Origin of the sequence: Cryobacterium sp. TMT2-15-1 (assembly GCF_004402345.1) — a bacterium.
GTDB lineage: Bacteria > Actinomycetota > Actinomycetes > Actinomycetales > Microbacteriaceae > Cryobacterium > Cryobacterium sandaracinum.
The window spans coordinates 1-26,615 of the sequence record NZ_SOGD01000054.1; the positions used below are offsets into that span (position 1 = coordinate 1).

At 64.2% G+C, this 26,615-nt stretch carries 28 protein-coding genes and 5 pseudogenes; 17 read left to right on the plus strand and 16 right to left on the minus strand.

Annotated elements, in window-relative coordinates; all coding sequences use genetic code 11:
• The 4 genes from E3O62_RS16685 to E3O62_RS14520 form a co-directional block, all read left to right on the plus strand.
• Positions 1–346 (plus strand): hypothetical protein (locus tag E3O62_RS16685; RefSeq protein ID WP_198413803.1); only part of this gene is annotated, 346 nt, incomplete at its 5' end.
• 267 nt (positions 347–613) lie between these two features.
• On the plus strand, positions 614–1,123 hold the full coding sequence (locus E3O62_RS14510; RefSeq protein ID WP_134398967.1) for a TetR/AcrR family transcriptional regulator: 510 nt from the start codon (positions 614–616) through the stop codon (positions 1,121–1,123).
• Positions 1,096–1,785 (plus strand): GAP family protein, encoded by a 690-nt coding sequence (locus E3O62_RS14515; protein ID WP_134396227.1) that lies wholly within the window; start codon positions 1,096–1,098, stop codon positions 1,783–1,785. Before E3O62_RS14510 ends, E3O62_RS14515 begins: the two co-directional genes overlap by 28 nt.
• 673 nt (positions 1,786–2,458) lie before the next feature.
• A complete protein-coding gene (locus E3O62_RS14520) occupies positions 2,459–3,019 on the plus strand; it encodes a hypothetical protein (RefSeq protein WP_166786505.1) in 561 nt (186 codons plus the stop codon).
• 75 nt (positions 3,020–3,094) lie between these two features.
• On the opposite strand, the gene E3O62_RS14525 is transcribed toward E3O62_RS14520, so the two are convergent.
• Together E3O62_RS14525 and E3O62_RS14530 are read right to left on the minus strand one after the other, a co-directional pair.
• Complete coding sequence (locus tag E3O62_RS14525) at positions 3,095–3,556, minus strand: ATP-binding protein (protein WP_198413804.1); 462 nt, start codon at positions 3,554–3,556, stop codon at positions 3,095–3,097.
• Positions 3,557–3,622: 66 nt separating this feature from the next.
• Positions 3,623–4,378, minus strand: a complete 756-nt coding sequence (locus tag E3O62_RS14530) for a phosphotransferase enzyme family protein (RefSeq protein WP_134398969.1) — start codon at positions 4,376–4,378, stop codon at positions 3,623–3,625.
• Positions 4,379–4,393: 15 nt separating this feature from the next.
• On the opposite strand from E3O62_RS14530, the gene E3O62_RS17365 reads away from it, so the two are divergent.
• Complete coding sequence (locus E3O62_RS17365; RefSeq protein ID WP_255573878.1) at positions 4,394–4,519, plus strand: hypothetical protein; 126 nt, start codon at positions 4,394–4,396, stop codon at positions 4,517–4,519.
• Here E3O62_RS17365 and E3O62_RS14535 read toward each other — a convergent pair.
• A complete protein-coding gene (locus E3O62_RS14535; RefSeq protein WP_134396224.1) occupies positions 4,500–4,967 on the minus strand; it encodes a hypothetical protein in 468 nt (155 codons plus the stop codon). The genes E3O62_RS17365 and E3O62_RS14535 overlap by 20 nt on opposite strands.
• A gap of 485 nt (positions 4,968–5,452) precedes the next feature.
• Between E3O62_RS14535 and E3O62_RS14540 the strand changes: the two genes are divergently transcribed.
• Entirely contained in the window at positions 5,453–6,094 is a 642-nt protein-coding gene (locus tag E3O62_RS14540) for a hypothetical protein (protein ID WP_134398970.1), read from the plus strand.
• 104 nt (positions 6,095–6,198) lie between these two features.
• Here the strand turns inward: E3O62_RS14540 and E3O62_RS14545 are convergent, their stop codons facing one another.
• From E3O62_RS14545 to E3O62_RS14570, 5 genes and pseudogenes are all read right to left on the minus strand, one after another.
• Positions 6,199–6,996: a LysM domain-containing protein gene (locus E3O62_RS14545; protein ID WP_134398971.1), complete on the minus strand. Its 798-nt coding sequence runs from the start codon at positions 6,994–6,996 to the stop codon at positions 6,199–6,201.
• Between the two features lie 251 nt (positions 6,997–7,247).
• On the minus strand, positions 7,248–7,625 hold the full coding sequence (locus E3O62_RS14550; protein ID WP_134398972.1) for a type II toxin-antitoxin system death-on-curing family toxin: 378 nt from the start codon (positions 7,623–7,625) through the stop codon (positions 7,248–7,250).
• Positions 7,622–7,825: a ribbon-helix-helix protein, CopG family gene (locus E3O62_RS14555; protein ID WP_174720153.1), complete on the minus strand. Its 204-nt coding sequence runs from the start codon at positions 7,823–7,825 to the stop codon at positions 7,622–7,624. The genes E3O62_RS14550 and E3O62_RS14555 overlap by 4 nt, the downstream gene beginning before the upstream one ends.
• An 844-nt stretch (positions 7,826–8,669) precedes the next feature.
• A pseudogene (locus E3O62_RS14565) lies at positions 8,670–9,278 on the minus strand (recombinase family protein); the annotation flags it as partial.
• A 439-nt stretch (positions 9,279–9,717) separates the two neighbouring features.
• The gene (locus E3O62_RS14570) at positions 9,718–10,545 is read right to left on the minus strand and encodes an SDR family oxidoreductase (RefSeq protein ID WP_198413805.1); all 828 of its coding nucleotides are present in this window, start codon (positions 10,543–10,545) and stop codon (positions 9,718–9,720) included.
• Between the two features lie 492 nt (positions 10,546–11,037).
• Between E3O62_RS14570 and E3O62_RS17250 the strand changes: the two are divergent.
• Positions 11,038–11,940 (plus strand): annotated as a pseudogene (locus E3O62_RS17250) (IS30 family transposase); the annotation flags it as partial.
• A 60-nt stretch (positions 11,941–12,000) separates the two neighbouring features.
• Here E3O62_RS17250 and E3O62_RS14580 read toward each other — a convergent pair.
• A pseudogene (locus tag E3O62_RS14580) lies at positions 12,001–12,715 on the minus strand (ATP-binding protein).
• 35 nt (positions 12,716–12,750) lie between these two features.
• On the opposite strand from E3O62_RS14580, the gene E3O62_RS17605 reads away from it, so the two are divergent.
• On the plus strand, positions 12,751–13,200 hold the full coding sequence (locus E3O62_RS17605) for an alpha/beta fold hydrolase (RefSeq protein WP_370448937.1): 450 nt from the start codon (positions 12,751–12,753) through the stop codon (positions 13,198–13,200).
• 722 nt (positions 13,201–13,922) lie between these two features.
• Here the strand turns inward: E3O62_RS17605 and E3O62_RS14595 are convergent.
• Complete coding sequence (locus tag E3O62_RS14595; RefSeq protein WP_174720155.1) at positions 13,923–14,735, minus strand: TetR/AcrR family transcriptional regulator; 813 nt, start codon at positions 14,733–14,735, stop codon at positions 13,923–13,925.
• 221 nt (positions 14,736–14,956) lie between these two features.
• Between E3O62_RS14595 and E3O62_RS14600 the strand changes: the two genes are divergently transcribed.
• Both E3O62_RS14600 and E3O62_RS14605 read left to right on the plus strand, forming a co-directional pair.
• Positions 14,957–15,442, plus strand: a complete 486-nt coding sequence (locus E3O62_RS14600; RefSeq protein WP_134398974.1) for a hypothetical protein — start codon at positions 14,957–14,959, stop codon at positions 15,440–15,442.
• Positions 15,439–15,954, plus strand: a complete 516-nt coding sequence (locus E3O62_RS14605; protein ID WP_134398975.1) for a hypothetical protein — start codon at positions 15,439–15,441, stop codon at positions 15,952–15,954. The genes E3O62_RS14600 and E3O62_RS14605 overlap by 4 nt, the downstream gene beginning before the upstream one ends.
• A 701-nt stretch (positions 15,955–16,655) precedes the next feature.
• On the opposite strand, the gene E3O62_RS14610 is transcribed toward E3O62_RS14605, so the two are convergent.
• Complete coding sequence (locus E3O62_RS14610) at positions 16,656–16,994, minus strand: hypothetical protein (RefSeq protein ID WP_134398976.1); 339 nt, start codon at positions 16,992–16,994, stop codon at positions 16,656–16,658.
• An 8-nt stretch (positions 16,995–17,002) separates the two neighbouring features.
• Between E3O62_RS14610 and E3O62_RS14615 the strand changes: the two genes are divergently transcribed.
• Both E3O62_RS14615 and E3O62_RS16690 read left to right on the plus strand, forming a co-directional pair.
• Positions 17,003–17,275 carry an SDR family NAD(P)-dependent oxidoreductase gene (locus tag E3O62_RS14615; RefSeq protein ID WP_134398977.1) on the plus strand — a complete coding sequence of 91 codons (273 nt, stop codon included), beginning with the start codon at positions 17,003–17,005 and terminating at the stop codon, positions 17,273–17,275.
• A 332-nt stretch (positions 17,276–17,607) separates the two neighbouring features.
• Positions 17,608–18,006, plus strand: a complete 399-nt coding sequence (locus E3O62_RS16690; RefSeq protein ID WP_166786504.1) for a hypothetical protein — start codon at positions 17,608–17,610, stop codon at positions 18,004–18,006.
• On the opposite strand, the gene E3O62_RS14625 is transcribed toward E3O62_RS16690, so the two are convergent.
• Together E3O62_RS14625 and E3O62_RS14630 are read right to left on the minus strand one after the other, a co-directional pair.
• Complete coding sequence (locus E3O62_RS14625; protein WP_134398979.1) at positions 18,007–18,702, minus strand: cation transporter; 696 nt, start codon at positions 18,700–18,702, stop codon at positions 18,007–18,009.
• Positions 18,699–19,055 (minus strand): helix-turn-helix transcriptional regulator, encoded by a 357-nt coding sequence (locus E3O62_RS14630; RefSeq protein WP_134398980.1) that lies wholly within the window; start codon positions 19,053–19,055, stop codon positions 18,699–18,701. The genes E3O62_RS14625 and E3O62_RS14630 overlap by 4 nt, the downstream gene beginning before the upstream one ends.
• A 69-nt stretch (positions 19,056–19,124) precedes the next feature.
• Between E3O62_RS14630 and E3O62_RS17610 the strand changes: the two are divergent.
• From E3O62_RS17610 to E3O62_RS14655, 4 genes and pseudogenes are all read left to right on the plus strand, one after another.
• Positions 19,125–19,196, plus strand: a pseudogene (locus E3O62_RS17610) (hypothetical protein); the annotation flags it as partial.
• Between the two features lie 79 nt (positions 19,197–19,275).
• A complete protein-coding gene (locus E3O62_RS17255; RefSeq protein ID WP_241973526.1) occupies positions 19,276–19,530 on the plus strand; it encodes a Mu transposase C-terminal domain-containing protein in 255 nt (84 codons plus the stop codon).
• A 200-nt stretch (positions 19,531–19,730) separates the two neighbouring features.
• Positions 19,731–20,441: pseudogene (locus E3O62_RS14645) on the plus strand (AAA family ATPase).
• A 222-nt stretch (positions 20,442–20,663) separates the two neighbouring features.
• Positions 20,664–24,218 carry a phosphodiester glycosidase family protein gene (locus tag E3O62_RS14655; RefSeq protein WP_134398981.1) on the plus strand — a complete coding sequence of 1,185 codons (3,555 nt, stop codon included), beginning with the start codon at positions 20,664–20,666 and terminating at the stop codon, positions 24,216–24,218.
• 344 nt (positions 24,219–24,562) lie between these two features.
• Here the strand turns inward: E3O62_RS14655 and E3O62_RS16695 are convergent, their stop codons facing one another.
• Complete coding sequence (locus tag E3O62_RS16695) at positions 24,563–24,724, minus strand: hypothetical protein (protein ID WP_166784676.1); 162 nt, start codon at positions 24,722–24,724, stop codon at positions 24,563–24,565.
• A 61-nt stretch (positions 24,725–24,785) separates the two neighbouring features.
• Entirely contained in the window at positions 24,786–24,959 is a 174-nt protein-coding gene (locus E3O62_RS14660) for a CsbD family protein (protein WP_134396214.1), read from the minus strand.
• Positions 24,960–25,037: 78 nt separating this feature from the next.
• On the opposite strand from E3O62_RS14660, the gene E3O62_RS14665 reads away from it, so the two are divergent.
• Positions 25,038–25,748, plus strand: coding sequence for a M50 family metallopeptidase (locus E3O62_RS14665; protein WP_134398982.1), 711 nt, complete (start codon positions 25,038–25,040; stop codon positions 25,746–25,748).
• A gap of 23 nt (positions 25,749–25,771) precedes the next feature.
• On the opposite strand, the gene E3O62_RS14670 is transcribed toward E3O62_RS14665, so the two are convergent.
• Positions 25,772–26,275 (minus strand): GNAT family N-acetyltransferase, encoded by a 504-nt coding sequence (locus E3O62_RS14670; RefSeq protein ID WP_134398983.1) that lies wholly within the window; start codon positions 26,273–26,275, stop codon positions 25,772–25,774.
• Positions 26,276–26,615: the final 340 nt, after the last annotated feature.

Sequence of the window (26,615 nt, forward strand, 5' to 3'; positions counted from 1 at the left end):
CGGCAACCTACTTGACACCATCCGACAACTAGCCCAGCTTCAGCAGGACCTACTACCTCTGGAGCAGGCGATGATCGCCGACCCGACCCTCGCCCCGCCCCTCGGAGAAGGGCCACAGATGCCACTGGAGGGCCCGCCACACGATATCACCCAGTATCTCGCCGAGGAGCAGACCCTGGGCCGGGTTCGCGCCGAGTGTGACCCAACACTCGCCGCGATCACGCTGCTGGCGATGTTGTTCGGGCTGGCCGTTCATCCAGTGTTGGGCAAGGATCTCGCGGAATCGGAGCTCCTGAGCGCTTCCGTTCGTTACTTCGTAGACGGAGTCGGCGCCTCGGCCACATAACCCAAACTCACCGGGTTGGCGTCGACATGTACTGAACTCTGCAACTTCCAGCTTGGGGCCTGCAACAGCCGTGGACCCTGTTCAACATTGCCTTTACCGTTCGCGGCCAACGTTCGGCTTGCGAGACAGGGCCGGGAGCCCCAGGAGCTTCGCCTCCCGCGGTCGAATCCGCGTCCGTTCACCATCCCCCGTGCGGTTCAGACCAAAACTCTCAAATTCTACTCATCAGTCCGACCGGTCGGTCGGTTTCCGTGCTATCGTCACCTCATGAGCAACAGGGAACACATTCTGCAGACCGCTCGACGATTCGCGATCGAGACCGGGTCGGTGCCGTCGATGGATGCCATCGCTCATCAGGCAGGGGTGTCGAAGGGGGGACTGATGCACCACTTCAAGTCACGCGCTGCCCTGGTGGAGGGTATTGCGGTGCAGGCAATTCAGGATATGGATCAGGAACTGACCGCGGCCGCCGGGCGTGGCAACGTGATCGAGACCTGGTTGCGGCTCTCATCATCCCGTGAAGAGGCCGCTCTCTATCGGGCGATGTTGATCCTGCTCACTGATCGCCCTTCGATGACCGACACGCTTATGCAGCAAGCCGCGGCGGCAACCGAACGGTGGGAACAACTCTTCGCCATTGAAACAGGGGACCCGACCGCAGCCTCGGTCATCCGTCTCCTGGGTGATGGAATGCTGCTCAACAGCATCACGGACGACTACTCTGCACCCAGCGTTGATGCGATCTTGCAGTGGCTGGATCGCAGGTCCACCAGGTGATTAATGGTGGCCTCCTCGTCGGCATCGCCGGCCTCGCCCTAGCTGATTCGCTCAACCCAGCGACTATCGCCGTCATCACCCTGATCCTGCTGACCGTCAGCCACAGGCCTGTCGGTTCAGCAATAACGTTCGTCCTAGGCGCGATGAGCACGGTCTTCACCCTCGGCATGGTCATCTTCCTCGGCGCCAATGCCGCCGCCGACGCCGTAGGCGAAGGGCTCATCTGGCTTCGCCGCGGAGTGTTCCTCATCGCAGCCATCGCTCTCGCCGTCGCCGGGCTCCGCCGCTTCAAGGACCGGGAAAGGAAAGGCATCGACCTGCCGTCCTGGTTCGGGGTGTGGACAGCATTCCCGCTCGGCATCCTCGTTACTGGAGCTGACCTGCCGAACGCGTTCCCCTACTTCATCGCCATCGAACGGATGGTCGCCGCGGACATCGACATTCCCGTAGGCCTGTTCGTACTCGCCGGCTACGCCCTCGTGTACTGCATCCCATGCCTTATTCTGCTCGCCCTCGGCTTGGCACACGGCGACAAAGTTAGGTCACGCCTACGAAAAGTGCTAGATCGGTTCTCGACGGGAACCATCAAACGCTCTATCCCAGCAGCGATCGCCCTGTTCGTCCTCGCCACCGCAGTCATCACTATCGTTCTCTGGCCCTGAGCACCCTGCGCGAGACGAGAACGGTGTGGATCCCCCACCGCGCATCACTGAGCGAAGTTGAGCAGCTTGGACGGGGTGCAGTTTAAACCGGATTGTGGTGGTGAATTCGCCGAGCACTGTTTCACCGCTGTAGTTGTACAAATTTTCACCTCACCTAACCTCATTCTTCCCGACATTGTCTTGATTGCCCGGTCAGGGTTCCCGAAGGGCACTACCCCGAAACTTCGGGACCTCGGCGAATTGGCGCTGAATCTGCGTCTGTGGACGTCCGCCTTACGCGCGACCGGCGCCCCCTGAAGAATCGTCCCCGCGATCTTTGAAGCCTTCGGGGAGTTCTGCCGGGCTGAGAGTAAGAGTGCCCGTGCTGTCGGGCTCAGGTTCAGCAAAACTTGAACAGCCGGTCAAGAGCAACAGTGACGCGGCCACCGCGAAAAGGAACCGATTAATCTGGTTGCCCCAGGTCGATTGGTGTCGACACTACTAGCGCCTCACACCGGCCCGCATCCCCAGGATCACGACTTGGTGACGAGGGGCTCGACAGTACAGACCACGTGGGAGGCTCTGCGTACGAGACGTCGAATCCCAGTAGTCATGAGGGGGATGTCGGCGGTTTCGCTCTTCCCGACGCATCCGCAGTTCCCGGACGACTCGTTCACGCAGGGTCGCCGTTCGGATGAAAACGCTAGAAAGCTTCTGTCCAATAACATTCAACGAAGAGGATGAAATGGCTGCCGCAACGTCGACACGAAAACGGGTGACGGGTCTCGGCGCTGCGTTTCTTTTGACACTGGCGTTGCCCGGCTGCTCGGTTTTCTATGCGTGCCCGGCAATCGCGTGGAACAACACCGTAGAGGTCAAGCTCGAAGGCCAAAGACAAGACGTCAGCGTCGTGGAGTTGTGTTCAGACGGCGTGTGTTCGGTACCCGCACCGGTCCTGCAGCAGTCAGACGACCCCGTCCGCCTTGAAACCCTCGATCCCCAGCAACTCGAGACTTTTACGCCAGAGCCTTCAGTGACTCGAATTTCCTATTTCGCTACCAAGATCGATGACAGCACCTGGAATATCTCGATAGAAATGGCGGCTCCGGACAAAGCGTCCCTGCGTGCCCTCTCGGAAAGCGGAGAGGTCCTCGCTGAGCGGGACGTTTCACTCAATTGGGTTCGCGTGGGCGGTACGCAACGATGCGGCGGACCTGCCGAGGCCGGCCCAATTAGCCTCACCATTCCATCCTGAAGGCGCTAACGTCACCCAAGTCATGAGCGCGCCCGCACAGGGTTCCTCAATGGCATCCCGGGTGAGGCGCCGAGCCTATGCGACCACGGTCAAGGGGCCCTCATCAGGGGTGGGAACCTCAAAGTGATCGAAGTAAGCGGCCGCCAGCTCATCGGGTAGCTGGACGTCATTCGGCTCCTGGCCCGCCCGCGCGCGGACACGAGCCAAGGCCACCTTCCGCGGAGTCGCCAGATAGATCGTCTCCGGCTCGACTCCCAGCGGCCGGAGGATGGCGCGGTAGTCCTCGCGCATGCGTCGGGACCAGAAGGAGTAGTCCAGCACCACATCGGTCTGTTTCATCACAAGGTCGAGAAGTCTCTGTCGCAGGTGGCTTTCGATCTCGAGCCGGACTTCCTCGGCCAAGGGTTGGGATTGAATACCCCGCAGCCAGGCTTCCTCGTCGAAGGACAGCCGCGCCATGCCGCCAGACTCAAGCTCGTGTGCAACCGTGGACTTGCCTGAACCGGCTGGGCCACACATGAAGACGACACGGGTCATGCCGACGATCGCATTCCGCCCAACCCATCAGAATTTCCTCCCTGAGCCTGGATTTGTGACGAGGTATCAAACAGTGCTGACATCACCCAACGCGGCTTCGAGATTCCGGTCGATTCCGTGGGCGAGCATCCGCTGGTAGGTCACATCGCCATCAGCCGCCACTGAGCGGATGATGTCGAGTTGCCTCTGTACTCGTTGACGGATGAGTTCCAGAACAGCGTTGGCAGAACCATCCCACTCATAGGCCCGAAGGAAGGACTCGAGGCGTGCCCGCCGCTCGCCGAAGGCAGTGAATCCTTCCTCCAGCACGAGCTGTCGAGCGTGGAGCGGCACCCAGGAGAATGCGACCCAGGCAAGGTCCCCGGCGTACGTGGTCGGGCCGGCCATGTCCCAGTCCACGAAACCCACCAGTCCGTCTTCATTCCAGACTGAGTTGTAGGGCGCCGCGTCGTTGTGACCGATGATCAGGCCAGGCTCCCATACTTGGCCTTCGCGCCAGGTCGAGCCTGCGGGCGGGACAAAGTCGGCGACTGCTGAGTGGTAGCGCCTGAGCCAGTCGCCGACGTCCAGGAGCGCCTCTTCGCTGTGCGTCCAACGCGGCCACGGGCGGACGTTACCGACGGTCGCACCCTCGAGAAAGCTAACGACAGTCCGACCCTGTGCGTCGGTCCCAAGCGGGCGCGGTGCCCCGATAAACCCTTTGTCGGCCAGATGTTGCAAGAGGGCATTCACGGCCGGGGTCCACGTGCCAGGAACGCGGCGCACGGTTCCATCGATGAGAAGCGCGCCGCCATCGAATCCGCCATCCAGCTTCTCACTCACGTCGCCAAGCTTCGCATGACACTGCAGGCTTCCCAATCCCGCAGAGGGTTCGACGAAAAGGCCTACGAGCTGCACCAGCTCCGCACCGAAGTCGCCACCCTCCGGGACAAGGTGGAGTCCCTCACCCCCGAGGTTGAGTGAGGCCGGGCCGGTTCGGACTCACTTCCAGTGACACTTGCTGGGGCTCCTGCGGACGGTCGCTCACCCAGACCTGGTAGTGGTACTCACCGCGAACACCGTACAAGGTGCATACCCCCGTTTCGGAGACCGCGGTCGGCGGCCGCTGGCAGGTGCCCTCCACCGAGAATCTGAGGCCCGCGCCCGTCGCCATGCGCTCCAAGTCGTGGACGCTAACTGGGGTGTCCGTCACCCACCGCCGGGAGATGCTCGGGCACGGGTTCGTGCTCATACACAGAAACTGTTCGCGGCGAACCATGTCGTTCACCTGCTCCCAGTCGGCGGGGACAGCCAGCTGCGCGGCCTGCTCCACGAGGACTTCGGTGACCCGGTTTTCCAGGGCGAACACGACGAGAAGCGCGGCGACACCCAAGGCCATCAGCCCGGCCGCGACGGCACCCAGAACCTTCACACCATCCCCCAATGAACTCGGCCCCGCCGTGACTGCAGCGTAGCGCGCAGGATACGCCGTTGGCACTACTTCGCGGGCCCACGCTGCCGGGCGGGAGGCGCAGCCGACGCGGCCGTGCACGGCTCACCCCGCAGGTAGGGGCAGGGCAGCACCGCCCGCTAACCCTCCCCCTTGCGGGCGGGGAGCCGCGGTACCATCGATGACATGATTACCACCGCTTGACTTCGCCTTCGGCGTTGACGCCGTGCTGATGTGGGCATCCCCCACGCAACAACATCCGGCCGACTTGTGGTTTGATCAACAACGTGCACCATTCCGTTTCGAACCGACACCGTCCGAGCCCCGTCGCATGGTTGTCCTTCGCGGTGTTCGGCACGCTCACTGGTTGCGCGGGAGCAATCCCGGCGTCGGACGCGGTGTCACAAGTGTCGGCGCGCAAGGCAGTCGCTGACGTCTCTCGGGGTCTCTACCGTGGGGCGACGGACGTGATCGATGACTATGCCCGCTGGGCTGACACCGACACCGAGAAATCGACCGTAGTCGAGTTGATCGGCTACGAACCATATCCCGGCGCGATCCACGGCGAACCAGTTGGAGCGCTGCAGTTTCGTGCGACGATACAGCCCACCCCGAACGAAGGGCCGCACGTCGCTTGCTTTGAGTCGCAGTTCGATTTCTGGGGCGTCGCGACCGAGGAGCCCGGCGAATGGAACGACGACACAGCGGTCGCCCACGACATCGCTTGCCCGCCGGACGCAAAGCGCATCCCCCCTCCGGTCGACACCCGCTTGGTTAACGTTGTTCCCGACGGAGCGGAGGCTCTCGTCGTCGAGGTGCTGACAAACGCGCCGTCCGCGGCATCCGCTGACGACGTAGTCGCCGAGATCGCCAAGCGGATGCCGCAGCCGACCGGTGAGCGTGAGGTCGCGTTCGATCCCGAGGCGACGGTAGTCGACGGCGACATCGGCTTCGCGATGGGCGATGGGGACGACTGCCTCCTCGTGAAACGAGACGTCGACGGCGTGCAGGTGTTGCAGGTGCCCAAGATTCTGCTTCAGCCCGGAGAGCTCGGGTGCGCAGCCGGCACGGCGCTCCAGCCGGGCGACCAGCTACGGTCCCCCCACTGACCCAGAATCTGGGCGCTCGGCAATCGGCCCGATTGGCCGCGGATCCGTCCCGCAGGGGTTCCCCATAGGGGGCGACAGCGGCCGTTCATTTCCTGGAGCGGCGTTCAGCCCGAGGGCGGCGGGACCGAGGCGCCGCCGCGCAGCGCCACCCGGAGGTTCAGCTCGTCGCCGGCCTGGAGCTGGCGGCTGGTGAGCGGGTTGAGGAAGCCGAGGTCGTCGTCCGTGATGCCGAAGCGGTCGGCGATGTCGTTGAGCGTGTCGCCGGCGACCGCACGGTAGGAGAGCGGGGCACCATCGGCTGAAGCGGTGGAACCGCCGGCGCCGAACCGGGCGCCGGTATCGACGGCGAGCAGCCCGGGGCGGGTGTCCGGCGCGTCCCAGGTGATCGTGCCGACCGCCCGGGGTGTGGGCACGCAGCCGTCAGGATCGGTCGTGGTCGGGGCGGTCTCCGTGATGACGGCGGTCAGGTAGTAGCTGGGGTCGCCCCGGGACAAGTCCCTGGGGCCCATGCTCAGCCCAGGCTGATCGGCGTCCGTGGAGAGGTTGCCGAACGAGAAGCTGTGCATGTCGGCCAGGCAGATCGTGGTCTCCGACCAGGGGCTGAAGGATAGTTGCAAGCCTCCGGGGACGTCCGAGTGGATGTCCTTCAGTGCGACGTCGAATCCGCCCCCACCCGCCGTGACGACGACGGTTCCGGAGATGGTGTTGTCTCCCGAGGCCGACGTAAGCTCGGCCGTGCCGATGACACCGTCGGGGATGACAACGTCGGCCGCACGGTCGGGCGGGGCCGGCGCATCCGTGTGGGCGGCCGTGTCGACCGCTGGAGTCTCAGTTGGCGAGCAAGCCACCAGTCCGAGCACCAGAGCGATGCTCCCCAGAACGGATGTCGCCAGTCGTGGCATCAGGTCCCCTCCCCGCCGAGCCCAGCATGGCAGTCGGCCGCATCGCCGGTCCAGCCCCGGGACCGACTGACGAGGTGGCTCGACCGACGTCGCTACCGGACGCACCGAACCTGCCCGTCGGCGGTTCCCATGCCGGACCCCGGGCGCGAGCCTGAGCCACTCCCTTATCTCGCTCCTGGTGAGGCTGATGACCGGCAAACGACCTGTCTTGCCGATGAAGCATTCACGACTCTCAAGCCGGCCACCTCGCCTCAGCGCTCGTCGCTGCCGAGGTCAATGCGTTTCGCGATATCCGAAACGTCGTCAAGGCGCCCGGAAGCAACGTCCATGATGAATTCGTAGGCCTCATCATTGGACCAGGTCAAGCGTCTTCCGTTCATACCAAGGAAGGTGATCAGCGCAGCGAGACTCAGCCTCTTATTGCCGTCAATCAAGCCGTGGGCGCGGGCCACGGAGTGCGTCAGCGCCGCGGCCTTCTCGTTGAGACTGCCGTAGGCATCCGTTTCGAACGCGCTCGCGCGCGGACGGGCCAGCGCCGACTCGAGCAGCCCCTGGTCACGGACCGGCATGTCTCCCCCGAGGGCCCGCTGCCCGACGTAGAGGAGGTCCGCGTAGGTGAGATAGATCACTTTCCGAGGCGTTCAAGCGCTTCGGCGTAGCGCGGAAGCTCCTCGTCTAGGACACTGCTCAGCAGATCCTGGCGACTGTGGTTCTCGACGTATTCACGCACCGCCTGCTTGGCGACCTCCTGCATGGACCGTCTCTCGTATTCGGCACGGCGACGCAGGGCTTCTGCCTCCGCATCAGTCAAGCGAAGGGTCATAGGCATGGACTCACGGTATCACCGGTGACACCTTTGCCGAAAGTGTTCCGATAAGGGTTCCCTGTCGAAAACTGCCCACAGGCTCCAAGTGCTCGTCATTCGTTGTGCTTTACTCGTGACATGGCAGCACGGTTGTTGTTAGTGGTCGGCATTGCGGCATCCGTCATTGGACTGTTTGGGACTGTGCTTTATTTCTTCCAGCCCTGGCGCACATGCCCTTACGACGATTCGCCGGCAGCGTGCGCCATGCTCCCCGGCGATGCGGCGGTGATGGCGGCAGCATTCGCTCTCCTGTGTGTCGGCGTCGTGACCGTAGTCATCGCGCTCATCGTTCGAACCCAGACCCAGAGCCGAAGCTCGCTCTGACCTGGGCCCGTGTGATTGTGATTGCGCTCGTGAGCGTCGCCCGATAGACCTTCCCAAATGGCACCCCGTCGTTCAACGTCGACTCGAAGCCTTGGCGGCGAATTCCGTGCCAATGAAGCGTTCGTCTTACGAGCTGCTCCGGAGGTTCCCTCCTGGCCAAGCAATCGACGGCGTAATTCCCCGAACGATCTCGCGGTCGTAGGCTCGCGCTAAGTAGAGCACTCAGGTGTCCGCGAATCGAGGGGTGGTCGAAATGGAATTCAGTGCTCTTCTTTGGTGGAACTTCTGGGTGGTAGTCCAGGTTCTCGTTGTGGTTGGGGTCGTCGTGGCTCTGGGGCTTTTCATCCGCTGGGGGCGGCGCAAGAGCGCCATTCTTGAGGCGAGCCAACCAACGGAAGGTCACGGGCCCGCTGCCGGTAAGTAGCGGGTGCAAGTCCCCCGCAGGAGGTTCCTTTCTGACAGTGACCAGGTGGGGCCACAGCTTCTTCGATAGGAGCTTCGCACCGTCCGACCGCAGCTCCCCCGCAGGTGAGACATGGCGGTACAAGGTCTGCCGGGTGATCCCGAGCTCCTTGCAGAGGTCGCCAACCTTCGTTTCCTTCTGACCCATCGCGGCCATGGCCAGGCGGACCTTGGCCGGCGTCATCTTGAACGGCCGCCCGCCCGTCCTCCCCCGTGCTCGAGCTGCGGCAAGCCCGGCGATTGTGCGCTCAGAGATGAGCACCCGCTCGAACTCGGAGAGAGCAGCAAAGATTCCGAAGACGAGCTTCCCAGGTGCCGTCGTGGTGTCGATCGCTGCGCCCTCTCCGGTGAGCACCTTGAGGCCGATGCCACGGTCGGTGAGGTCATGCACCGTATGGACCAGATGACGCAGGTCTCGGCCGAGCCGGTCCAGCTTCCAAACCAGGAGCGTGTCACCATGACGCAGCGCCTTCAGACAGGCCGCCAGGTGTGGCCGGTCGTCCTTCTTGCCGGATGCCTGGTCCTCGTAGAGATCCCCTGCACCGACGCCGGCGGCCAGGAGCGCGTCTCGTTGTAGATCAGTGCTCTGCGAACCATCAGCTCTTGACACCCGCATGTATCCGACCAGCATGCTCGACCCCTGTCATTTAAACGTCCGATTGCGCGACAGAGGCGGCTCACCCTCGAGGAAGACAGACGCCGTCACACAACCCGTCATCCAGCCTCCGTATCGCAAACAACGCAGAAACAGTCCAAAATGACGGCTACAGGAGGGCCACCCCTGTCACCTTCCGAACCCGGTATTCTGCGATCGCTTGATGACCCATTGAGCTGAGTTCGCAGACTCAACAGCGGCCCGAGTGTCTCGTATCCCGTGAGGTTTCGCGACGGTCATTCGGCCAGCGCGGCAGTTCGTCGCCGAGCCGATCCGGAATGGCGGGCAGCTCTTGCCACCGATGATGAGTCCTGGCGGTAGAACAGTTGGAGGCTCGAGCTAGGTGTTGGTCCCACCGACGTTGTGAGCGCGGTCGGGGGGAACAACACCTAGCCCTCGGTAGGGGCTTGGTCTTCTAGATGCTGCGGTGGTCGCGTACCGCAAGTTCAAGGGCCTCGAGGCCGGGCGCGAGGGCGGCGTCCACCGCCATCGGATCGGTGATGTTAAGTTGCTGCATCTCGCGGCGACCCTCCGGTGCGGTGTTGATTTCATGTTCGCCAGCCTCGAGCGCAGCGATGAGGTCGGTGATGACGTCGTCGAGCGGTCGACGTCCCCACCCGAGCTCGGCACCGGCGGTCTGTGAGGTCATCATGGCCGTGTCGGTCGCGCCGGGATAGACGGTTGCCACATGCACACCCGTTCCGATCAACTCTCGGCGAAGCGACTCGCCAAACTGCGAAATACCCGCTTTCGTTGCCGCATAGATCGAGTAGAACGGCATACCGACGAGCGCAATCCCACTTGAGATGTTCACAAGGATGCTGCCGCGTTCTTTCCCGCTCTGCCGAAGCGCGGGAAGCAGGGTCTTGGTGAACAGAATCGGAGCAGTGAGATTCAGATCGATCATCGAGTGGACATCCGCGTCGCTTGTCAATTCGAGCCTGCCCGCGCGCACATTCCCGGCATTATTGACGAGAAGATCAACGATGCTCCACGACGAAACCAAGTGCGCGATACGCTCAACAGCGCCAGGCTGAGTTAGGTCTTCAACCAGGACCTGGGTGGTTCCGCCTTCGGCGGCCACGAGCCGCGCAGTTTCTGCGAGAGTATCCAACTGCCGACCGACGAGCAGCAGATGACCACCACGGCGACCAAATTCGAGGGCGAGTGCCCGACCAATGCCCTGCCCCGCGCCCGTGATGATTCCGTGCCTATTGGTGAGGTCCAAATTACTGAGATCCATGGACTGGCTACTTTCCGTTGATTGTGACTGGCTGACGGCAGCGGGTATCTCCGACTACCCTCAGACGTACTTCCACCACAACCAGACACCACCATGCTTTATTCACGATCCAGCGACCGCTTATCCCAATGTCACCGAGGCAACCTGCAGAGTCTCGTTGCTGATCTGACCGAGGCAACCGATAGACAGCCATTTCTCCGGCGGCCGCGTCTTTGGTTGGGGGTCTGGCCAGTAATGGAACGGTACTGAGGCTAAGTCCGCGATGCTCGGCCGCAGCCCCACCGTCTCATATCCCATGGGTGGCGAGTTCAGGTGGTGAGAGCAACACCCTGAGTTCTGTGGGGTGTTGTCGATGGCTCGACCGTTGTCGCGTTTAAGTGTCCGTTTGTCGTTTTGGGAGGGGTGGACGCGGGGCTATCGGTGGCCGTCGCGGCGCAGGGCGCGGGGGTGTCGCGTCCGACTGGGTATCGGTGGTTAAGCGAGCATCAGAAGGTGCTGCCATCACCGGTTCAGGATTTCAGTGTTGCCCGTGTCGGACTCTTGTCGTTGCGAGAGCGAGAAGAGATCGGGTTCCAGCTCGCCCGGGGTCACGGGGTGCGCCGCATCGCAGCGGCTCTGGGCCGGGCGCCGTCAACGATCAGCCGGGAAGTGGCCAGAAACCAGGTCACTGGCCGCTACGTGCCGTCGCTCGCGCAGGAGCAGACCTGGGCACGGGCTCGCCGGCCAAGAGCCCGGAAGCTGGACGGGTTAGCGTTACGGGAACAAGTCACCACGATGCTCACCGATCGGTTCAGCCCGGAACAGGTCGCGGGCCGACTGAAAGTCAAGCATCCGGAGAATCCGGAGATGCAGGTGTCACACGAGACGATCTACCAGGCCCTTTACGTGCAGGGCCGCGGATCGTTGCGCTTGGAAGTTGCCACCGCGTTGCGGTCAGGGCGGGCAACACGGCGACCGCAGAGGCCGGAGGGTCCGCGGCCGCAGAGGTTCCGGGAGATGGTGATGATCTCCGACCGCCCGCCGGAGATCGAGGACCGCGCCGTTCCCGGGCATTGGGAGGGCGACCTGATCATCGGCTCGACCTCGTCGAAGTCCGCGATCGGAACCCTCGTCGAACGGACTACGGGATACGTGATGCTGTTGCATTTGCCCGGGGATCACACCGCTCGCACCGTGGCCGACGCGATGATCGTGGCAATGAATACCCTCCCGGAACAGCTGCGCCGTTCGACCACCTGGGATCAGGGAGCGGAGATGTCTCGACACCAGGAAATCACGATGGCGACCGGGATGCCGATCTACTTTTGCGATCCGAACTCGCCCTGGCAGCGTGGCAGCAACGAGAACACCAACGGGCTCTTGCGCGAGTACTTTCCGAAAGGCACAGACCTGTCACGGCGCTCAGCGAAATTCCCCAGTCCTGCTCATCGAAGCTCCCCAGGTCGCGGGGTTAGGTTATCGGAAGTTTGTGCCCGTTGTCACGCGGCGGAGCTCGTTGGACTGGGCGGCGTGGTTGCGGAGCCGGTAAGAGCCGCCGTCGAGGGTGACGACGACGGATCGGTGCAGGAGCCGGTCGAGCATCGCGGCGGCGACGGTGGTGTCGCCGAGGATCTCGCCCCAGGCGCCGACGGGCCGGTTCGTGGTNTTCATCGATGACGAGCAGCGTTGGGCCCGCGAAGAACCGCATCATCGTGCCCCACTTGCCCTCGATCGCGGCGCGGTGGCAGCGGGCGGCGAGGTCGGCGGCGGAGGTGAAATAGGTGCGGTAGCCGGCCGTCACTGCGGCATGGCCAAGGCCCGTGGCGATGTGTGTTTTCCCGACTCCGGGCGGTCCGATCAGCAGCACGTTGGTCGCGGTCTCGAGGTAGCGGCAGGTGCCGAGCTCGGCGAGCAGGGACCGGTCGATGCCGGAGGCGGCGTCGAGGTCGAAGTCGTCGAGGGTGGCGCCGGTGGGCAGGTTCGCGAAGCGGAACCTCCCCGAGAGCCGGCGGGCGTCGGTCGCGGTGACCTCGATGGCGAGCAGGCGCTCGAGGGCGTGGGTGAGGCTCCAACCCTCGGCCTGGGCCTGGTCCAGGACGCTCGGCAGCGCCTCGGCGGCGTCGGCGAGATTGAGCTCGGTGAGGTGGCCGCGCAGCTGCTGATAGACGCTCGCCGGTGTCGTGGTGGCCATGGCCGGCGGGTTGGTCGAGGGGATTCGGCGGACTCGTGGTCTTGGATTCCACCTGGAACACCGGTCCGCTCACCAGGACCGAACGGTTCCTGTTAAAGCTTGCGGCGCCAGCGCCGAGTATCATTCCCGCCCGGTCCCTCCCGGCCCTGATGGCGCGCGCTTCGGCCGTGACACCAGAAGCTCGCTCGGACGCGACGCGCGCGTTCTCTCACATGACCAAGAAGCAGTTCATCGAAGTATGGAAAGCCACCGTGATGTTCGTTGATCCCGACCCGAGCTACCGCACCTCGATCCCGTTGTGCCTGATCCGGGGCGCCCATGACAAGACGGGGAACATCGCCACCGCCATGCCCCGATGGGCTGACACGGTGGGAGCCACCGAACACGTGGTGCCCGGAGCCGGTCACCTCGTCACCCAGGACGCACCGGACGCGGTGACTGCGATCATGCAAGCGTTCCTGGCCACCATCCCGAACGCAGCGTGATGACGGTGCCCGGGTCCGATCGCCAGCGCTTCATCTACGCAATTGGCGACCTTCTCGCGTCCTGGAGCCTGTCGCGAGCCACCGGCCGAACCTATGGACAGCTGCTACTGGAATCAGAACCTGTCTCTCTCGACTCCCTCGCCGAGGCGCTTGAGCTCAGCAAGGGAGCAGTCAGCACGTCAGTGCGCGAGCTCGTGTCATGGGGACTGGCCCTCACCATTTCGCAACCGGGAAGCCGCCGGCTCCTGGTCGAGGCGACCGACGGCCTGGAATCCCTGCTATCGGCCAGCCACGACCGCGCCCGATCCTTCATCCACGTCCTCCGCGAGAGAGAAGGCCTCACCCAAGAACCGCACACACAACAGCGCCTCCACAACGTCACCGACCTCTTCGAGGGCTACATCGACGCTAGCGAACACATGCTTGCTCAACACCGTCGCAGTCGACGCCCCGATAGGCCACCGAGTATCGCTGCACCCGGGCGGTCGAGGTGAACTCGAATCGCCTGGTGAATCAGGTTGGTGAATCAGGTTCTTGGTGGCGGCATCTCCCGCGAGGGCGACGCCAGTGAACGACAAGGAACGTCCCGGCTCCATGGTCACGGGGCACGAACGTCTCGGCCGTCGCGACCGCCTTGGAGTGGTCGTGCGCTGTGGACTTCACGCCATTACCCAACTGCACTGCGTGCGCCTGCAACCAGCTGGTCCGATCGGAGGTGCTGATTAGGACCCGTGGCTGCCGGACGAACCAGTGTCGAACATACCGGCGCCCAGCGATTCCAGCGTTTGGCTGGCCGCCGCGGATCTCTCCTCGTTCCATTCCACCGTCGGGTCGGGCTCGAGGAAAGTGAATGCAACGCTCCCGAGCCCGAGGGCAGGCAGCGACCACTCTGTGATCTCACCGGTGCCGAACGGGTCGGTGAGGATTCGGCTGGTAGCGATGTCGGGGGTCGCTCGCGCGAGGATCACCATGCCGCGACTGGTCGCGGTCAAAAGGCGAGCGAGGGTCTCGTAGGTCGCGTTCAGTTCAGGCTTCAGCCGGTATCCCGTGAGTCTCGCCAGCTGCTCCCATGATCGGGCAATACGGTCGGTGAAGCCTCGTTCTGCCGCGGCAAGCGCGGCCTGCACGTCGTCCCGCAGCTCTCCCTCTGCGAGGCTGAGGAATGTGGCGTGGAGCGCGAGGTAGGTGCGCCATTCCGTTGACTCGTAGACGAATTGGAAGTCATGAGTGGCCGCATCGCGGATCAGTTCAACCACGAGCCGGTGGCGCAGTTCCGGCGTACGCAACCAGTCGAGATGCTTCTCCACCAGCGATTTGACCATTCCAATTGATGCCCGGGCTCCGATCTCGGCGGGAGTGGTCGCTGTGGCGAGCTCCTTGAGGAGGTCGCTGAAGAACAGGTCCTTGTAGGGCCAACGCCGGTAGGCGGCGCTGCGGGAGACCCCAGCGTCACGGATGACGTCCTCCAGGCTGATGTGCTCGAGACTTACGGTCAGTCCGTCGGCGTTTACGCGGTCAACGGCAGCGGCCAGCATCCGCCGCTCCGTCTCGTCCTGTGAAAAACGCGGACGCCGTCGGCGTCCGAGGCCGGACGGCTGTTCGGGCTGGCCCACGAATACTCCCTTGCACGATTCAAACTCACGACTGACGCTCACTGGTGTTCTACCAAGATTAGGACATGGTGTCCGATGTCTGCTAGCGTCCTGTTTGAGACACAATGTCTCAAGTGCAGACTACATCGTAGTGAGGACACACCATGAGCACACCCACCGGGCCCCCACGATCTCGGCGTGGCCCCAGCATCGCACTTGCTATCGGCGCTGGCCTCACCGCCGCGACGCTGATCGCGGTGGCCGTTGACCAGGTGTTGGGTCTCAGCATCGCCCGCCACGCACTCGCACTGTATGCGCCGATCGGGTTCGATTCCGGTGAGGCGATTCCGCTGTTCATCTATCTCTACGCGGTCGGAGGGACCGCTCTGGTATTCTGGGCCGTCATTCTCTGGGGAGTCTGGCGACGCAGGCGCGGCGCTCGCATCGTCGCAAGCCTCCTCGTCGCGGCGATCGCAACGATCGCGATGCCCACTCTCCTGTTCGAGGAATTCGGTGGCAGTGTGTACCCAACGTTCTGGGGTGTTGCCGGGATTGTTCCCGTATTCGCAGGGCTGGTCGGCATGATCTGGCTCTGGATGCTTCCCGTTGCACGCCCGAACCCACCCCGGATCGCCGCGGCGGCATCATGAGCGCCCTCATCGTTGCAGAGTCCTCCTTCGGGAACACACTCGCGATCTCGCACGCCATAGCGCGGGGGCTCGGGCGGGCGACGACCCCATACGCCGCCACGATCGCCAGCCCGAGGGAGATCGGCACCACGATTCCCGCCTACGTTGACCTTCTGATTGTCGGGGCTCCGACCCACAACCTCTCGATGCCGAAGCCGGCAACTCGCGCTCAGGCCACGACCAAGGGAGCGGTCGGGCAGACCGGCGGCGGTGTTCGTGAGTGGATCGAGCACCTCGACGCACGCCCCGGCCTGCGGGTTGTCACCTTCGACACGTCGATCAAGTCCGGTTTCGCGCCGTCATCCGCCTCAAAATCGGCTGCACGAGCCCTGAAGAAGCGCGGATTTCGCGACGTTGTGCGCGGCCACAGCTTCTGGGTAACCGGCCTCACCGGACCGCTCCTCGACGGCGAGGACGACCGAGCCGATGCCTGGGGCGCGCTACTCGCCGCAAAGACGCCAGACAACCAGTAGCCCGACAAACAAGTCATCCGAGAAGCCGCACGCTGGCGGAACTTGACGCCAGGTTGGCACGACGTCGAGGCCCGCTCGCGGCACCAAGCCGCTGTAATGGACCCGTCTCTTCCCAGAGCCGGACTGAGTAGTCTGCCACCGCGCATAGGACGCCACTGGTGGTCTGAGGTGATGATCGACATCGGCACCGGAGCGAAGGCACTCGTGCTCACGGCGACGGCCGCCGCATTCGCAGCAGCGCGCTCAGACCACCGCGGTCAACTCTCTGAGCGCTTACGACCCCGGCCAAGTTCCTGCGGGCCGTCCAGGCGCAACCGGGTTCAGTCGGCTCGACCCCACCGAGCCGCACCGGGCGCGAGGACCATCAGCGTAGGCGGGGTCCGCGCGCGGAACTGTATTGACCAGATCGCTGGCGTAACGATACAAACGGCGCCTAGTGGATGAACCGCTTAAGCGGAACCCCTCGCGAGCAGGTCTGAACCAAGCTCGCGGAAGCTAGGCGCGCCAACACCCCCGCCGACTGGCCGCCCTGAACGCATGAGGCCCTCGCGTTCAAAGCCGGCGCGCTCGGTGGCACTCCGTCGTTTCCGAGCTCTCGCGCCGAGGGCCGACCCAGTAGCCGTTCTCGGACTGCCACTCGGTGCAGGCCAGTGCAGCTTCCTCACGAAATCGTCTGGGGGAGGATGGCGCTGCGGCTGTCGTCAGGGAAACAGGGGCCCAGGTCGAGGCACGAGAGGACGAACCTCCCGGGCGACGAATTCGATGAATCCCTCAGGATCGGGGTCGTCTGAGGTTGGTTGCAGCACAACCGTGTCGGCGCCGGCATCCGCCCACCTCATCACGCCGGCGGCGACCGTTGCCGCGTCGCCCGCGACACCGACATCATCGGCGGGGTCGAAGTTCCAGCGTCGGGCTTCGGCCTCCCACCGGGACAGCGCCCCGGGGCCCGTCGCGGCCAGCACGTAGACCGTGACCCTGTGCGCATCCGTTCGTCCGGCGCGCGCCCGCCCGGTCTCGATATGCGCGCAGGCGCGGCGCACGCTACAGCATGACCAAGTTCTGTGTGAACGCTTTCACCGAAGCACTCCGCCAGGAGGTCACCCAGAAGCACGTCCGCGTCGGTGTCCTCGAGCCCGGCGCGGTGAACACGGAACTCGTCTCCCACAACAACGACACCATCAAGGACGACCTGGCCGCCTCCGACGCCATTCCGGAGCCTTTGGAGCCGGGCGACATCGCCGACAACATCGCCTTCATGGTGACCCGCCCGCGCCGCTCCTCCATCGCCGAGCTGTGGGCCATGCCCACCTCCCAGGCTTAACACCCGACGAAAGGAACACCACAATGAAGTACCGCACCCTTCCAGGTACCGGCATCAGCGTATCGAACCTCGCCCTCGGCACCATGGGTTTCGTCACCGAAACCGACGAGCACAAAGCATTCACGATCCCCTATCGGGCAAGCATCAGGGCCGCACGCAACGCAGTGTCGCGTCACCGTGATGTTCGACAGGGCTCTGTCTCTTCTCGGTACGCTCAACCCATGTCATCGAGTCATCCCCCAGGCGGCCCCAGGAAGGTCCGCATACAAGATGTGAAACCGTATGACGTACCCCTGAGACTGGACGACCTACACGGACCAAGGAATGGGAGCGTGCAGCTGCCCCCTTTGGTGTACTGGGGGCCGAAGTCGAGCTTCGATGTGGAGTCGGAGGGCGACCTTATTACCGCGTATCAGGCGACCATCCAGGAGGGGCGCGTTGTGGACCAGGTTGAGATTCTCAACCAGGATTTGCTGATCATGATTTGGCCGACGCTGACGATGCCGCCTCGTGTGCGACAACTGTGGGAGGGGCGTTTCCCCGAGCTGACGGTGAAGCGTGACGACCTGCGCAACGGAATTCGAGGATCGGTAGACGACCCGACCGCCCGAAGGGCTGTTCCGTGTCGGGCGGCGTGGATGCCGTTGGCGATGATTTCGACCTCTGCCAGTTCGTGCACGAGAACAACGCCGGCCAAACCGAGCACACCCGCGAGGGGGACAAGACGATGATTAGCTGCGTCGGTCGCTGGTTCTGTTTTCGTGTTGCTCGTCGTTGTCGTCGTCATCCTCAACCATTTCGCTGAGAACTTCGAAGGGTGACTCGACGTCACCGCGCCACGCTTCGATGCCTTCTCGGATCGCGAGCACAGCGACGACGAGGGCCGCGACGGAATCGGCCCAGGCCCATCCGAACAGACTGTTGAGCAGCAGCCCGATCAGGACGGTGCCGGAGAGGTAGATGCAGAGCACGAGTTGCTTGGCATCGGCCATGACGCTTTTCGAGCCGAGTTCGCGGCCGGTTCGGAATTCGAACCAGGCCAGCAGGGGCATGACCAGCAGGCTGAGGGTCGCAATACCGATGCCGAGCGGGCTGTGATCTACGTCCTGGGCCCCGGTGAGCGAGAGCACGGAGTCGGTGATGACATACGCGGCTAAGGCGAAGAATGCTATCCCGATCGCGCGCACGGTCGCTTTTTCCCAGCGCTCCGGGACCTTGCGGGTGAATTGCCACGCAACGGCTAGAGCGGAGAGCACTTCCACGATCGAATCGAGGCCAAATCCGATCAGAGCAGCGGAGGACGCTAGCGTGCCGGCCCAGATGGCTACGACGGCTTCGATCACGTTGTAGGTGATCGTGAACGCGACGATGAACCGTACTCGGCGGTGTAGGACTGCTCGGCGGGCGTCGGTCACTGTGGCGGTCATCGGGTCGTCTCCACGCAGCATCCGGCGATCGAACAGGCCGGGTCGACGCAGGGTGCGCTTTCGTCAACGGCCAGCATCACGTCCACCAGTGCTGTCAGCGCCCGCCCCAGCTGAGGGTCTGCGATTTCGTAGCGAGTCTGTCGACCTTCAGGTTCCGCTACAACGATGCCGCAATCTCGCAGGCACGTGAGGTGGTTGGACACGTTTGAACGGCTTAGGCCGAGGTCGCGGGACAGCACGGCTGGGTAGCTCGGCCCGTCCAACAGGGTCATGAGAATGCGCGAGCGCGTCGGGTCGGCCATTGCGCGACCAAGCCGGTTCATCACATCGATACGAGTAGTAATAGTCAGCACGTGATGACTATACACCGCTTGCTGTATTGACCGGATCCCAGCGAAAACGCCAGAGGCGTGCGGTGCACCATGGGTTTCGGCACCGAAACCGACGAGCACAAAGCATTCACGATCCTCGACCGGTTTGTCGAAACCAACGACAACCTCGTCGACACCTCAAACGTCTACGGCTCCGGAGCATCCGAAAGCCTCCTCGGCCACCGACGACTGGCTGCCACGAATGCCCGACACCCTAGAAGAACTCGACGGTCTCCTCCTGACCGTGCCCAAACACCGCACGGTCCAGCGCGATGGCATCCACTTCCAAGGCCAGCACTATCTCGCACCCACAGTGGCCTCATTCGTCGGGCGCACCATCACGATCCGATACGACCCACGCGATCTCTCCGATCCGCGTCTTCGACCACGACACCTTCGTCTGCGTCGCCATGGACGAAGCGCACCCCAACCTTCGGCTGAGTCTCCGAGATATTGAAACCGCCCCCGTGCCCGACGGCGAGAGCTCCGCCGAGCCATCAACGACCGCATCCCCACCATCGCTGCACGTGAGACTCTGCGCGCCGCCCCGCCAGCGCCACGACGGAATAGGTTGCGCACCTACGAAGAGGACGAATGATGAACGCAGGTTTCATCGTAACGAAATGACACCGTAGTTTCACCGAGTTCGCCAATGCTGTGCGCAAGGAACGGACCATTGGGATCTGCCACGGCGATGCCGGTGTCGGCAAAACCGACTCCTCCCGTCGCTACGTTCACTGGGACGTTCTGGGGCCGTACATCGACGAGTGGGGGCCGCGCGGCGACCACGACGCCTAGCACTACGCCCTCGCAAACCGATCCCGCACCGTCCTCTACACACCCGAAGTCCTCTGCCGGCCCAAGACACTCATGAACGAAATCGACCACTGGCAAATCAAAGTCGTAATCTGCGCCGACAAACACCTCCGGTTGCTTCGTCCCGGGTCATCCACAAGGGGTGGAGTCACCCACCTGGTGGAGCTGCTCATCATCGATGAAGCCGAGCGTCTCACTCCCACCGCGCTCGAGATACTCCGCGACCGCCACGACCGCGAGCACCTAGCGATGATCCTCATCGGCATGCCCGGAATTGACCAACGCTTTCGTCATTACCCTCAGCTCTACAGCCTCGGCTTCTCCCACCGCTACCGCGCCCTCGGCCGCGACGAACTGCCCTTCGTCCTCGACCGCCACTGGAAACGACACGGCAAAACACTTGACCCCGACGACTTCACCGACGCCCATGCCTTCGCCGCGAACGAACGCATCACCCGCGGCAACTTCCGACTCCTCGAACGACTCTTCCCGCAAATCAACCGCGTCCTGAAGATCAACCAACTCGAAGCCATCACCGACGACGTCATCTAAGCCGCCACCAGCATCCTCGTCATCGGAAACTAGCGCCACAAAGCGATCCCAAAACGCCGCCACAACGCGTTAACAGTCACACCTCCGTCGCGTATTTCCGGGTGAAAAGGAGGGCTATGCCAGTTTGTGGGCTCCGCGGGCTGCACGTCGTAGTGGCCGTAGAAAGAGCACGGTTGGAAGTCCCGCGTCTACGATGCGGTCCCCATAGACAGCCGGTGGACCATGTCCGTCCAACAGCGGGTCGCCGACCACACCGAACACCGTCCGTTCATCACGCAGCCGAGTCCACGCCATCTCGATTCCCTAACCTCGGCACTGCTGCCCGCGCGGGCAGCCCGCCCCGAAAGGTACACCGTGCTCGAGAGTCTCGCCGCCGACCACACCCCATCCCGATCGACGAGCCGCGGCACGGTCCGCTGGCTCGCTCTAATCCTCAGCGCCGGGATGCTGCTGGGCGGCACGGTTGCGGTCACCGCCGATCCGAGATCGGCAGTCGCGGCCGAGAACACCGGCGGGCTCGGCCTCGGCGGCGAAAACTCGTCGCTCCTCAGCGCAGACACCACGGCCATCGCCCCCGGACTCGACCTCACCTCGTTCCAGCGGTTGCAGCCGCAGGGCTGGGTCACCGGGCACATCCTGGTCGCCGACCTCGAAACCCCGACCCTCAGCATGGACGTGCTCGACCACGGTGCCGTCTCGGGAGGCGCGACCGTGAGCGACCAGGTCGGTGGCACCGGCGCGATCGCCGCCGTCAACGGCGACTACTTCGATATGAACGCGTCCGGGGCTCCGGTCAGCACGAACGTCTCATCGACGCGCGGTGTGCTCAACGCCACAAACTCGAACCGTCCGGCTTTCACCATGGCTGACGGCATCGCAGCGATCCAGCAGATCGCCTCGGCTGCCACCGTCACGATCAACGGCGACACCCTCGACGTCCCATCGGTGAACGCACCAACCGTACCGGCCGGCTCGCTCGGCTACTACACCCCGCTGTGGGGCAGCCACCCCTTGTCCCGGGTGCTCGGCGGCCCGGCGAACATGACGAAGACGTTCGCCGTCGCCACCCTCACCGACGGGGTGGTCACCTCCGTCACATCCGACCCAGCCGCGGTCACGGCGGAGACGACCATCGCGTCGGGCTCGGCCGTGCTCGTCGGGCGGGAAGCATCCGCTGCTCGAATCGCCGCCCTCACCGTCGGTCAGACCGCCGACGTCACCGTGTCGACCAGCGCCGACGTCGACCTCGCCGTCAGCGGATCGCAGCGACTACTCATCGATGGCGTGCAGACCGCCGAAGACCAGGTCGAGGCCGCCCGCACCGCCGTCGGCGTCAACCAGGACGGCACCATCGTCTACGTCGCGTCGATCGAAGGCCGCGCCGCCGACGCCCGCGGCATGACCGTGCAGGAAGTCGGCCGCCTGATGCTCGACCTCGGCGCCTACAACGCCGTCAACCTTGACGGCGGCGGCTCCTCCACGCTCGTCGCCCGCCTGCCCGGCACCGACGCGTCGACCCTGGTGAACCGCCCCTCCGACGGCACCGAGCGCGTCGTCGCCAACAGCCTCGCGTTCTTCTCCTCGGCACCGACAATCCTCACGGATGTCGCGATCTCGACCGCATCGCAGAGCGAGAATGCGGATGCCGTGTTCCCCGGCCTGTCACGAACCGTCACCGGAACCGGTTTGGACGCCAACTACACCGGCCTGGCCGTCGACGGAGAATTCAGGGCCGACAACGGAGGAGCCGTCGTCGAGCAGACCAACGGCTCCTCCGCGACCGTCACCGGCGTCGCCCCGGGCCGCACCGAAGTCTCATTCGCCGCGGACGGCAAATCCGCGTCCACCGAACTGCACGTGCTCGGCGAGCTCACGCGACTGGCGGCATCCAACTCGGTGATCTCGCTGGCCGAGCCAGGTACCAGCCGAACGGTTCGCATCGAAGGACTCGACGGTGACGGCTTCAGCGCACCGATCGAAACCGGCGACCTGACCGTCACCTCGGGCGCAGACGTCACCGTCGAACCGGCCGGCGTCGACAGCTTCGTCGTCACCCCGAACGTCGAGTCGGGTTCGGCAACGATCACCGTTGAAGCGCTCGGTAATTTCGTCGACATCGCGGTGACCATCGGCTACCGTCACGTTCCCGTCACCGACCTCAGCGACCTCGGGTCGTGGACCTCAGCGGTCGCTCGCGCGACCGGCACCATCACACCGTCGACCGGTCCGAACGGTGAAATCGCGATGACGCTCGGCTACAACTTCACCACCTCGACCGCCAGCCGCGGCTTCTACGCCGTGGCACCGGCCCCGATCGAACTCGCCGGTCAGCCGCAGGCGATCGCGATGTGGATCCACGGTGACGGCAGCGGCGCGTGGCCGCGGCTCCAGGTGAAGACCGGCAACGGGGTGACGACGAACCTCGACGGCGCGCTCGTCACCTGGACCGGCTGGAAGCAGGTGACGTTCACGGTTCCCGCCGGCACCGCGTACCCGCTCCGGTTCGAGCGGATCCGGATGATGGAGACCCGGTCGACCGCGTCGTACCACGGTGAGGTCTCGATCGCGGGGATCTCGTCGGTCGTGGCTCCGGATGTCGCCCAGCCCGCGGCATCCATCGTCTACGACGATGTCATCGTGACCGACGGCACCGTCGCAGGCCGGGCCCAGCGCATCGCCGTGATGAGCGACGCCCAGTTCGTCGCGCGCACCCCCGACGGGGCGATCGTTCAGGCCGCGCGCCGCACCCTGCAGGAGATCGTGGCCGAGAAGCCCGACCTGCTCGTGATCAACGGTGACCTGGTCGATGAGGCGTCCGTCGCGGACTTCGACCTCGCCCGCTCGGTCCTAGACGGGGAAGTGGGCGACGCGATCCCGTGGATCTACGTTCCAGGCAACCATGAGGTGATGGGTGGTGCCATTTCCAACTTCGAGGCGGAGTTCGGCGAGACCAGCCAGGTGAAGCAGCTGGGGGGAACGCTCGTCGTCACGCTCAACACGGCGAACGGTTCGCTCGCGAGGTCCGACAGCGCGCAACTGGGCCTGCTCGAAGACGCGCTCGCGACCGCAGCGGCAGACAGCGGCATCACGGGGGTCGTCGTGTTCGCGCACCACCCGACGAACGACCCGCTGCCGTCGAAGGCGAGCCAGCTCAGTGACCGTTTCGAAGCGGAAGCGCTGGAAGCCAGCCTCGCTGCGTTCCGCGCCGACTCTGGCAAGTCGATTGCAACGGTCAACGCGCACGTCGGAGTGTTCCACGCGACGAGCTTCGACGGGGTGTCGAGCATCATCAACGGAAATTCCGGCAAGGGCCCGTCGGGCACACCGGAGACCGGTGGCTTCACCGGCTGGACGATGCTCGGGCTCAACCCGGCCGCCGGGGTCGTCGGCAGCACTCCGACCACGGTCGCCGACCGGATCGCCTGGCTTCAGGCCGAGACGAAGCCGCGGGTGGACGAGATCCGGCTGGATGTTCCGACGACGATGATCGTGGGAGAGACGGTCACGATCGACGCGAGCATCGTGCAGGACGGCGACCGCGTCGTGCCCGTGCAGTGGCCGATGAGCGCCGGCTGGTCAGGGAAGAGAGTAGTGATCGACGGTGGAACGGTGAAGGAACATGCCGCATCAGCGCTGCGGTTCAACCCGACCACGAAGAAGCTGACCGCCGTCACCCCTGGTGATGCGACACTGCAGCTGACCGTGAACGGCAAGACGGTGTCGGTGACCGTGAAGGTCCTGCCCGTCCGCGGTGGGCCGGGTAGCAGCACACGCTGAGCAGCCTCGGTTGATCGGGCCCGGGACTGATCGCGTCACGCGATCGGTCCCGCAGGGTTCTGAACGCCGTCACACGCTCGGTTCGGGGGCAAGGGTGCGTCAGGAGTTAGGTCGAGCGGCGGCAGCAGGTTCGGGTCAGCGCCGCGCGCCGGATAGGCGAGGTCGCCTCGGTGATTGTGGTGGATGGCATCTCAAAGAGGTGTGTGGCGAGTTGGCAGAGGAGAATCCACACGGAAGAGGTCATCGGTTCGAGTCCGGTATCGCCCACAGCCAAGAAAAAGCCCCGAGAATTCGGGGCTTTTTCCTTGTCTCGGTACGGGTCGGAGACCACCTGCGCGGCCCGGTCAGGCCCGCTTCCCGGAGACCACCCGGGCAAGCCAGACGATCAGCGCGATCACGGCGAGCACGATGCCAACCCAGATGAGGAAGTTGAGCGACTCGACGAACCCTCCCGTGAACAGAAGCGCGATGGCGATGATGGCAACGATAACGAGGAGTACGTTCATCCTGCTCGCCGTCCTTTCTTTTGATTGACGTGCACTGATGGTGTGGAGATGCGGATTCGACTCAGTCCGTGACGGCGTCCTTGACGTTCTCTCCGGCCTGCTTGAGGTTTGCCTTGGCCTGTTCCGCCTTGCCCTCGGCTTCGAGCCGTTCGTTGTCGGTCAATTTGCCGGCGGCCTCCTTTGCCTTGCCCACGGCTTCCTCGGCCGAGTTCTTCATCTTGTCCGAGGCACTCATAGGAACCGTCCTTTGACTCGTATCCAGCTTTTGCGGCCAGTATAGAGCTCCCGCCCAAGGTAATCTAGGCTGAAATCCATGGACGGGCTTGTCGATCTCTGGGGGCAACTCTCCGCCCGAAATGAGCCTCTGCCCGCGGTCACGGCCTGGCTGACCATCGCGGCCGCTGCCGTGCTCGTGCTGGTGCCGGCCGCGTGGCGGGTCACCCGCCACGTCATCACGATCGCGCACGAGGGCGGTCATGCGGTGGTCGCGACGGTGAGCGGTCGCCGGCTCGGCGGTATCCGACTGCATTCCGACACCTCGGGGTTGACCGTCAGCCGCGGACGCCCGCGCGGACCCGGCATGGTGCTGACCCTGCTGGCCGGCTATACCGCCCCTGCCCTGCTGGGGCTCGGCGCCGCACGGATGCTCAGCCTCGGCTATGACATCGGCCTGTTGTGGCTGTTGCTGACGGCCCTGGCACTGCTGCTCGTGCAGATCCGCAACTGGTTCGGACTGTGGTCCGTCCTCGTTACCGCTGGCCTGGTCTTCGGCATCACCTGGTTCGGCACTCCCCCGGTGCAGAGCGTTTTCGCCCTGCTGATCACGGCGTTTCTGCTGCTCGGGGCTGTGCGCACCGTGATCGAGCTCCAGCGGTCCCGGTCGCGGAGCCGCGGTACCGCCTCCGACGCCGACCAGCTGGCCCGTCTGACCCACATCCCGGGCGTGGTCTGGGTGGCCGTGTTCTTTACCGCGACGATCGCCTGCGCGGGGTTCGCCGGACGGCTCCTCGGCCTGCTTGCCTGATCCTGCCCCGCGGGGTGCTGCCGTCAGGAGACCGTCGGCACGGCGTGTTTAAAGCCCACGTGGGACGCGGTGAAGCCCAGCCGTTCATAGAACCGGTGCGCGTCGACGCGCGCTGCGTCCGACGTGAGCTGGACGAGTTGAGCCCCGAAGGCCGGGGCATTCTGCACGGCCCACCGAATCATGGCTCCGCCGAGCCCGCGGCTCCGCTGATCCGAACGAACCCGGACGGCCTCGATCTGCAACCGGGTGGACCCGACCCGGGCGAGCCCAGGGATGACGGTGAGCTGCATGGTGGCCATCACCTCGCCCAGGAGCGACGTCGCGACCAGCAACTGCTGGGCCGGATCTGCGTCGATTGCGGCGAATGCCCGTTCATAGGCGACGCGATCTTCCGGCCGGTCGGCGTCGCCTCGGGAAGCGCTGATGGAGTCGTCGGCGAGAAGCCCCACGATTGCAGACAGATCCCGGGACAGGGCACGCCGAAGGAGCACAGAGCCGGCGGGAAGGGTGAGGGTGACATCGATCATCCTCCGAGTATCCCAAATGCCACCTTCGCGTCTGTGCCCAGTTGGACTGGGCCCGTGTCTGGGCCCGAGCCCTAGCCCGAACCACAGCCCGAACCACAGCCCGAACCACAGCCCATGATTGTGCCACTGGGGTCTCGCTGGGTGCGCAGCCGGCACCAATTCGACGGAGATTCTCTTGAAAACGGGATTTGCACACGATTTAGGCCGATTTTGACAAAATGTCCGTCGAATTCGTTCGGGAACCCTGAGTGTCAGCCTGTAGTGAGACAGTTCGTGTTTCACTACAGGCCGCACTTGAGGCGGGGAATTGAGAGTTCAGTTGGATATTTCAGAGTTGCCC

What these genes read in the sequence shown, in the direction of transcription:
- E3O62_RS14660 (WP_134396214.1), bottom strand. Translation starts at nt 24,959, where the DNA reads ATGAGTGCCTCGGACAAGATGAAGAACTCGGCCGAGGAAGCCGTGGGC.
- E3O62_RS16695 (WP_166784676.1), bottom strand. Translation starts at nt 24,724, where the DNA reads ATGAACGTACTCCTCGTTATCGTTGCCATCATCGCCATCGCGCTTCTG.
- E3O62_RS14595 (WP_174720155.1), bottom strand. Translation starts at nt 14,735, where the DNA reads ATGCTGGCCGCTGCCGTTGACCGCGTAAACGCCGACGGACTGACCGTA.
- E3O62_RS14570 (WP_198413805.1), bottom strand. Translation starts at nt 10,545, where the DNA reads ATGGATCTCAGTAATTTGGACCTCACCAATAGGCACGGAATCATCACG.
- E3O62_RS17365 (WP_255573878.1), top strand. Translation starts at nt 4,394, where the DNA reads ATGACACTGCAGGCTTCCCAATCCCGCAGAGGGTTCGACGAAAAGGCC.
- E3O62_RS14615 (WP_134398977.1), top strand. Translation starts at nt 17,003, where the DNA reads ATGACCAAGTTCTGTGTGAACGCTTTCACCGAAGCACTCCGCCAGGAG.
- E3O62_RS14520 (WP_166786505.1), top strand. Translation starts at nt 2,459, where the DNA reads ATGAAAACGCTAGAAAGCTTCTGTCCAATAACATTCAACGAAGAGGAT.
- E3O62_RS14555 (WP_174720153.1), bottom strand. Translation starts at nt 7,825, where the DNA reads ATGCCTATGACCCTTCGCTTGACTGATGCGGAGGCAGAAGCCCTGCGT.
- E3O62_RS14625 (WP_134398979.1), bottom strand. Translation starts at nt 18,702, where the DNA reads ATGACCGCCACAGTGACCGACGCCCGCCGAGCAGTCCTACACCGCCGA.
- E3O62_RS14600 (WP_134398974.1), top strand. Translation starts at nt 14,957, where the DNA reads ATGAGCACACCCACCGGGCCCCCACGATCTCGGCGTGGCCCCAGCATC.
- E3O62_RS14525 (WP_198413804.1), bottom strand. Translation starts at nt 3,556, where the DNA reads ATGACCCGTGTCGTCTTCATGTGTGGCCCAGCCGGTTCAGGCAAGTCC.
- E3O62_RS17255 (WP_241973526.1), top strand. Translation starts at nt 19,276, where the DNA reads ATGCCCGACACCCTAGAAGAACTCGACGGTCTCCTCCTGACCGTGCCC.
- E3O62_RS14510 (WP_134398967.1), top strand. Translation starts at nt 614, where the DNA reads ATGAGCAACAGGGAACACATTCTGCAGACCGCTCGACGATTCGCGATC.
- E3O62_RS14665 (WP_134398982.1), top strand. Translation starts at nt 25,038, where the DNA reads ATGGACGGGCTTGTCGATCTCTGGGGGCAACTCTCCGCCCGAAATGAG.
- E3O62_RS14545 (WP_134398971.1), bottom strand. Translation starts at nt 6,996, where the DNA reads ATGCCACGACTGGCGACATCCGTTCTGGGGAGCATCGCTCTGGTGCTC.
- E3O62_RS14670 (WP_134398983.1), bottom strand. Translation starts at nt 26,275, where the DNA reads ATGATCGATGTCACCCTCACCCTTCCCGCCGGCTCTGTGCTCCTTCGG.
- E3O62_RS14605 (WP_134398975.1), top strand. Translation starts at nt 15,439, where the DNA reads ATGAGCGCCCTCATCGTTGCAGAGTCCTCCTTCGGGAACACACTCGCG.
- E3O62_RS14655 (WP_134398981.1), top strand. Translation starts at nt 20,664, where the DNA reads ATGTCCGTCCAACAGCGGGTCGCCGACCACACCGAACACCGTCCGTTC.